This window comes from Streptomyces sp. 150FB (assembly GCF_000818195.1).
GTDB lineage: Bacteria > Actinomycetota > Actinomycetes > Streptomycetales > Streptomycetaceae > Streptomyces.
On the sequence record NZ_JTHL01000001.1, the window covers coordinates 7,077,964 to 7,083,262 of the forward strand.

At 73.3% G+C, this 5,299-nt stretch carries 4 protein-coding genes and 1 pseudogene; 2 read left to right on the forward strand and 3 right to left on the reverse strand.

Annotated elements, in window-relative coordinates; genetic code table 11:
* Window positions 1-6: 6 nt before the first annotated feature.
* On the forward strand, window positions 7-1,632 hold the full coding sequence (locus tag QR77_RS30420) for an iron ABC transporter permease (RefSeq protein WP_236711176.1): 1,626 nt from the start codon (window positions 7-9) through the stop codon (window positions 1,630-1,632).
* Window positions 1,632-2,699, forward strand: a complete 1,068-nt coding sequence (locus tag QR77_RS30425; protein WP_107069003.1) for an ABC transporter ATP-binding protein — start codon at window positions 1,632-1,634, stop codon at window positions 2,697-2,699. Before QR77_RS30420 ends, QR77_RS30425 begins: the two co-directional genes overlap by 1 nt.
* 24 nt (window positions 2,700-2,723) lie before the next feature.
* Here the strand turns inward: QR77_RS30425 and QR77_RS30430 are convergent, their stop codons facing one another.
* The 3 genes and pseudogenes from QR77_RS30430 to QR77_RS49295 form a co-directional block, all read right to left on the reverse strand.
* On the reverse strand, window positions 2,724-3,143 hold the full coding sequence (locus tag QR77_RS30430) for a nuclear transport factor 2 family protein (protein WP_040025205.1): 420 nt from the start codon (window positions 3,141-3,143) through the stop codon (window positions 2,724-2,726).
* Between the two features lie 152 nt (window positions 3,144-3,295).
* The gene (locus tag QR77_RS30435; RefSeq protein ID WP_052489160.1) at window positions 3,296-4,435 is read right to left on the reverse strand and encodes an LOG family protein; all 1,140 of its coding nucleotides are present in this window, start codon (window positions 4,433-4,435) and stop codon (window positions 3,296-3,298) included.
* Window positions 4,436-4,541: 106 nt separating this feature from the next.
* Window positions 4,542-5,299, reverse strand: a pseudogene (locus QR77_RS49295) (hypothetical protein); the annotation flags it as partial.

Below are 5,299 nucleotides of genomic sequence, written 5' to 3' on the forward strand. Positions count from 1 at the left end.
AACGCGGTGCGGCTCGGCCTGATGGGCCTGCCCGTCGCGTTCTTCGCCGTCTTCTTCGCCTACCCGGTGGTCGCCATCGTCGGGCGCGGCCTGAAGACGGACACCGGCTGGCAGTTCGGCCGGATCGGCGAGGTGCTCGGCCGCTCCGACATCCTGCACGTCCTGTGGTTCACCACCTGGCAGGCGCTCGCCTCGACGGCGCTGACGCTGCTGATCGCACTGCCGGGCGCGTATGTCTTCGCGCGCTTCGACTTCCCCGGCAAGAACCTGCTGCGCGCCGTGGTCACCGTGCCGTTCGTGCTGCCGACGGTCGTCGCCGGCACGGCCTTCCTGGCGCTCCTCGGCAGAGGCGGACTGCTGGACGAGCTGTGGGGCGTACGGCTCGACACCACCGTCTGGGCGATCCTGCTCGCGCACGTCTTCTTCAACTACGCGGTGGTCGTACGGACGGTCGGCGGCCTCTGGTCGCAGCTCGACCCGCGTCAGGAGGAGGCCGCCAGGGTCCTCGGTGCCGGCCGGCTCGCCGCGTGGTGGCGGGTGACGCTTCCGGCGCTCGGACCCGCCGTCGCCGCCGCCGCGCTGATGGTCTTCCTCTTCACGTTCACGTCCTTCGGCGTCGTGCAGATCCTGGGCGGGCCCGCGTACTCCACCCTGGAGGTGGAGATCTACCGGCAGACCGCGCAGTTGCTGGATCTGCCGACCGCCGCCGTGCTGACGCTGGTGCAGTTCGCCGCCGTCGCCCTGATCCTCGCCGTGCACGCGTGGACCGTACGACGGAGGGAGACCTCGCTGAAGCTGGTCGACCCCGCGCGGACCGCGCGCCGGCCGCGCGGCGCCGGTCAGTGGACGCTGCTCGGCGGGGTTCTCGCCAGTGTGACGCTGCTGATCCTGCTGCCGCTCGGCGTGCTGGTCGAGCGCTCGCTCGACGGGCCCGGCGGATACGGCCTCACCTTCTACCGGGCGCTCACCTCGGTGGACAGCGGCGGCACGTTCCTCGTACCGCCGCTGGAGTCGGTGTGGAACTCGCTGCGGTACGCGGTCGTCGCGACGGCCGTCGCGCTGGTGGTCGGCGGTCTGGCGGCCGCGGCGCTCGCCCGCGGGGCGGGGCGTCTGCTGCGCGGCTTCGACGCGCTGCTGATGCTGCCGCTCGGGGTCTCGGCCGTGACGGTCGGCTTCGGCTTCCTGATCACCCTCGACAAGCCGCCGCTGGATCTGCGCGCCTCATGGATGCTGGTGCCGCTCGCACAGGCGCTGGTGGGCGTCCCCTTCGTCGTACGGACCATGCTGCCGGTGCTGCGGGCGGTGGACGGACGGCTGCGCGAGGCGGCCTCGGTGCTCGGCGCCTCACCACTGCGCGTCTGGCGGGAGGTCGATCTCCCCCATGTGCGGCGGGCGTTGCTGGTCGCGGCCGGGTTCGCCTTCGCCATCTCGCTCGGTGAGTTCGGCGCGACGGTGTTCATCGCGCGGCCCGACCAGCCGACGCTGCCGGTGGCGGTGGCGCGGCTGCTCAGCAGGCCCGGCGAGCTGAACTACGGGCAGGCGATGGCCCTGAGCACGATCCTGATGCTGGTCTGCGCGGTGTCGCTGCTGGCCCTCGAACGTATACGTACCGACCGTTCCGGAGAGTTCTGATGGCGCTGCTGACCCTGTCGGATGTGACCGTACGGTTCGGGGAGCGCAAGGGCGTCCGTACGGCTCTGGACTCCGTGGACCTGGAGGTCGACGAGCACGAGATCGTCTGTGTGCTGGGCCCGAGCGGCAGCGGCAAATCGACGCTCCTGCGGGTCGTGGCCGGACTCCAACTCCTCGACGGCGGACGGGTGTCGCTCGACGGCGCCGACCAGGCGGGCGTGCCCGTCCACCGGCGCGGGGTCGGCCTGATGTTCCAGGACCACCAGCTCTTCCCGCAGCGGGACGTGGGCGGCAATGTCGCCTTCGGACCCCGGATGCACGGGATGTCGCGCGACGAACAGTCCACCAGAGTCGAGGAGTTGCTCGACCTCGTCGGCCTGCCGGGCGCCGGGCGGCGGGCCGTCGCCGCGCTGTCCGGCGGCGAGCAGCAGCGGGTCGCGCTGGCGCGCGCGCTCGCTCCGAGGCCGAGACTGCTGATGCTGGACGAGCCGCTCGGCCAGCTCGACCGGAGCCTGCGCGAACGGCTCGTCGTCGAACTGAGGCTGCTGTTCGGCCGGTTGGGTACGACGGTGCTCGCCGTCACGCACGACCAGGGCGAGGCGTTCGCACTCGCCGACCGGGTGGTGGTGATGCGGGACGGCCGCATCGCGCAGACCGGCGCCCCGCTCGACGTCTGGCAGCGGCCGGCCTCCGCGTTCGTGGCGCGGTTCCTCGGCTTCGACAATGTGGTGGGAGCGACGGTCACCGGCGAGACCGCCGACACGGTCTGGGGGAAGATCCCGGTCCCCGCCGGATCCCCGCAGGGCGAGCGGATGCTGCTGGTACGTCCCGGTGGCGTACGGCCGGCCGCGCCGGGGGAGCCGGCCGGCGGCGGCCTGCGCTGCACGGTCGAGGCGCGTACGTTCCGGGGCAGCCGGGTCGCCGTACTGCTGCGGCCCGAGGGCGCGCCGACGCTGGAGGCGGAGTGCGGGCTGCACGAGGCCCCGGCGGAGGGGGCGAGCGTCGAGGTCGCCTTCAGGTCCGAGGACGTCGTGGTGCTGGCCGCCGACGACAGCGGAAAGCGGTAGACCGGCCCGGGTTGTCCAGGTCCCCTACGGCGTGCAGGCGGCGGCGATCGCCAGGCTGTCCTCGTACACCCGGTAGCCGGTGATCAGGCCGTCCTCGACAGTCAGCCGCGCGGCGAACGGTGAGCGGAAGGTCTTGCCGGTCGTCCGTACCGTCCCGGCGAGCTGCCCCGCGATCATCGCGTCCTGGCCGTCGGCGACCACCGCGTCGACCGAGGTCCCGGCCGGGTCGGGGCTCTGTCCTTCGCCCAACTCCCTGAAGTGGTCGGCGACATCGGCCCGGGTGGCGCGCGGCCTGATCCACGGGACCGCCGGGTTCGCGGCGATGGCCCAGTCGACCTGCTCGGCGAACAGCTCAGCGATACCGGCCGGGTCGCCCGCCGCGATCCTGCGCAGCAGTTCCAGGGCGGTGGCACGGGTGCTCTCGGTGGTGGCGCTGCTGGTCATCGGATCCCCCGGGTCTCGCGGTGCGGTGGCTGACAGGGACGAGACTGCCGGAGGCGGCCGGACCCGTCGATTACCCCGGAGGTCATGCCGACGGACCGGCGGCGGCGCCAGGCCCGTACCAGACCGCACAGGGGCTCCCCACATGCCGCGCCTCAGCCCGACGTCAGCCGCGCCAGCGCCTCCGGCGCCTCGTCCACCGAGTCGACCAGCGCGATCCTGGTCTCCATCGGCCGCTCCCGCGCCAGCGCCTGGAGCAGTGGCCACGCGGGCAGCCGGTGCGTCCAGTGGTCGCGGTCGACCAGCACCATCGGGGTCGGACCGCCACGCGACTGGTAGTAGTTGGGCGTCGCGTTGTCGAAGATCTCCTGCACGGTGCCGGCCGCGCCCGGCAGGAAGATCACACCCGCGTTCGAGCGGGCCAGCAGGCCGTCCTCGCGCGTGGCGTTGGCGAAGTACTTCGCTATGTGCCCGGCGAAGGCGTTCGGCGGCTCATGGCCGTAGAACCAGGTGGGGATGCCCACCGACTCCGTACCCCCCGACTCCGAACCACCCGGCCAGCGGTCCCGCACCTCGAAGGCGGCCCGTGCCCAGTCGGAGACGGACGGCACGAACGACGGTTCCTTGCCGAGGAGTTCGAGCGCCTCGTCCAGCATTTCGTCGGCGTGCGCCGCCGCGTACGCACCGAGGTTCGCCGCCTCCATGGCGCCGGGCCCGCCGCCGGTCGCGACGGTCAGTCCCGTACGGGTCAGGGACCGCCCGAGCCGGGCCGCCCCGGCGTACGCGTCGGTGCCGCGCGCCATCGCGTGGCCGCCCATGACCCCCACGACCCGTGCGCCGGCGAGGAGTTCGTCGAGGGCGTCGGATATCGCGTCGTCGTGCACCGAGCGCAGCATGGAGGCGAAGATGTCGCCGTCGGACTTGGTCCGCTGGAACCACGCGTAGGCGAGCGCGTCGGGCGTCGACTCGTACCCGCCGTCGGCGAGACCGTCGAAGAGCTGGTCCGGCGAGTAGAGACTGCCCCGGTAGGGGTCGAAGGGCAGCCCCGGCACCGGCGGGAACACCATGGCGCCGTCGTCCCGCACCTTGGCGAGCGCCTCGGGCTCCATCGGACAGCCGAGGAAGACGGCGCCCGAGGTGTCGGTCGCGAGGAGGACGGCCGTACGGCCCGTCAGGTCGACGGACTGCAACCGGTATCCGGCGAGCGCTCCGCGCGAGACCGTACGGTCGAACTCGTCCAGGGATTCGATCTCGTGGTCGTGACCGTCCACGGGGGCCTGCTCGCCATTCACCATGCGGTCACGATAGGCCCTGGGCCGCTCAACGCGGCAGCGGGGCGTACGCGTTGCTACGCCCCGCTGCCGACCCCGCTCCGCTGATCCCGCCGGATCCCGGATCCGCTCAGTGCGCCAGCGGCACCGCTGCCAGTGCCGAGAGCGCCCAGGTCAGCGGGATGAAGAGGACCGCAAGCGCCGCGCTGCGTACCGCCACCGCCGTACGCAGCGCCACCGCCGGGGTGCCGATGCGCAGCAGCGACGCTCTGGTGCCGGAGCGTTCCTGCTTCGACTCCAGGGCCGCCGTCAGCAGTGTCGCCGCCGTACAGCCGACGATCAGCGCCGCGCCCATGCCGGTGAGCGGACCGAAGGGCCCGTCGTCGCCGGGGCCGTGCAGCGCGGTCGCCGCCGGCACCCCGGAGATCACCGCGCACAGCACGCCCAGCGGCGCCCCGATGCGGCGCGCCTCGTTCATCAGCGAGCGGCCGGCCAGCAGCCGGATCGCACCGGGGCGCAGGCTCTGCAGCATTCGCCCGCTCAGGTGGGTGAGCCCGGGGCCGGCCAGGGCCAGGCCGAGCGCGGTCAGCGCCCATCCGATGAGCACACCGGCCGGGTTGCCGTCGAACGCGCCGGGCAGCCGCACGGGCGAACCGCTGCCGCCCCTGCTCGCGTACGTCTCGACGGCCAGCCCCGCCGCGGTGAGCGCGACACCCCAGGGCAGCCCGGCCGGCGCCGGGGTCGGGGCGAAGCCGTCAGGACGCTTCGGCTCGGGCCGCACCTCCCCCTTGGCGGCGCGCGCCGGACGGCGCGGGCGCAGCGCCAGAGCCACGCAGAGGGTCGCCAGTACGGGCACGATCGCCAGCAGCGTCAGCGCGGCGGGCAGCG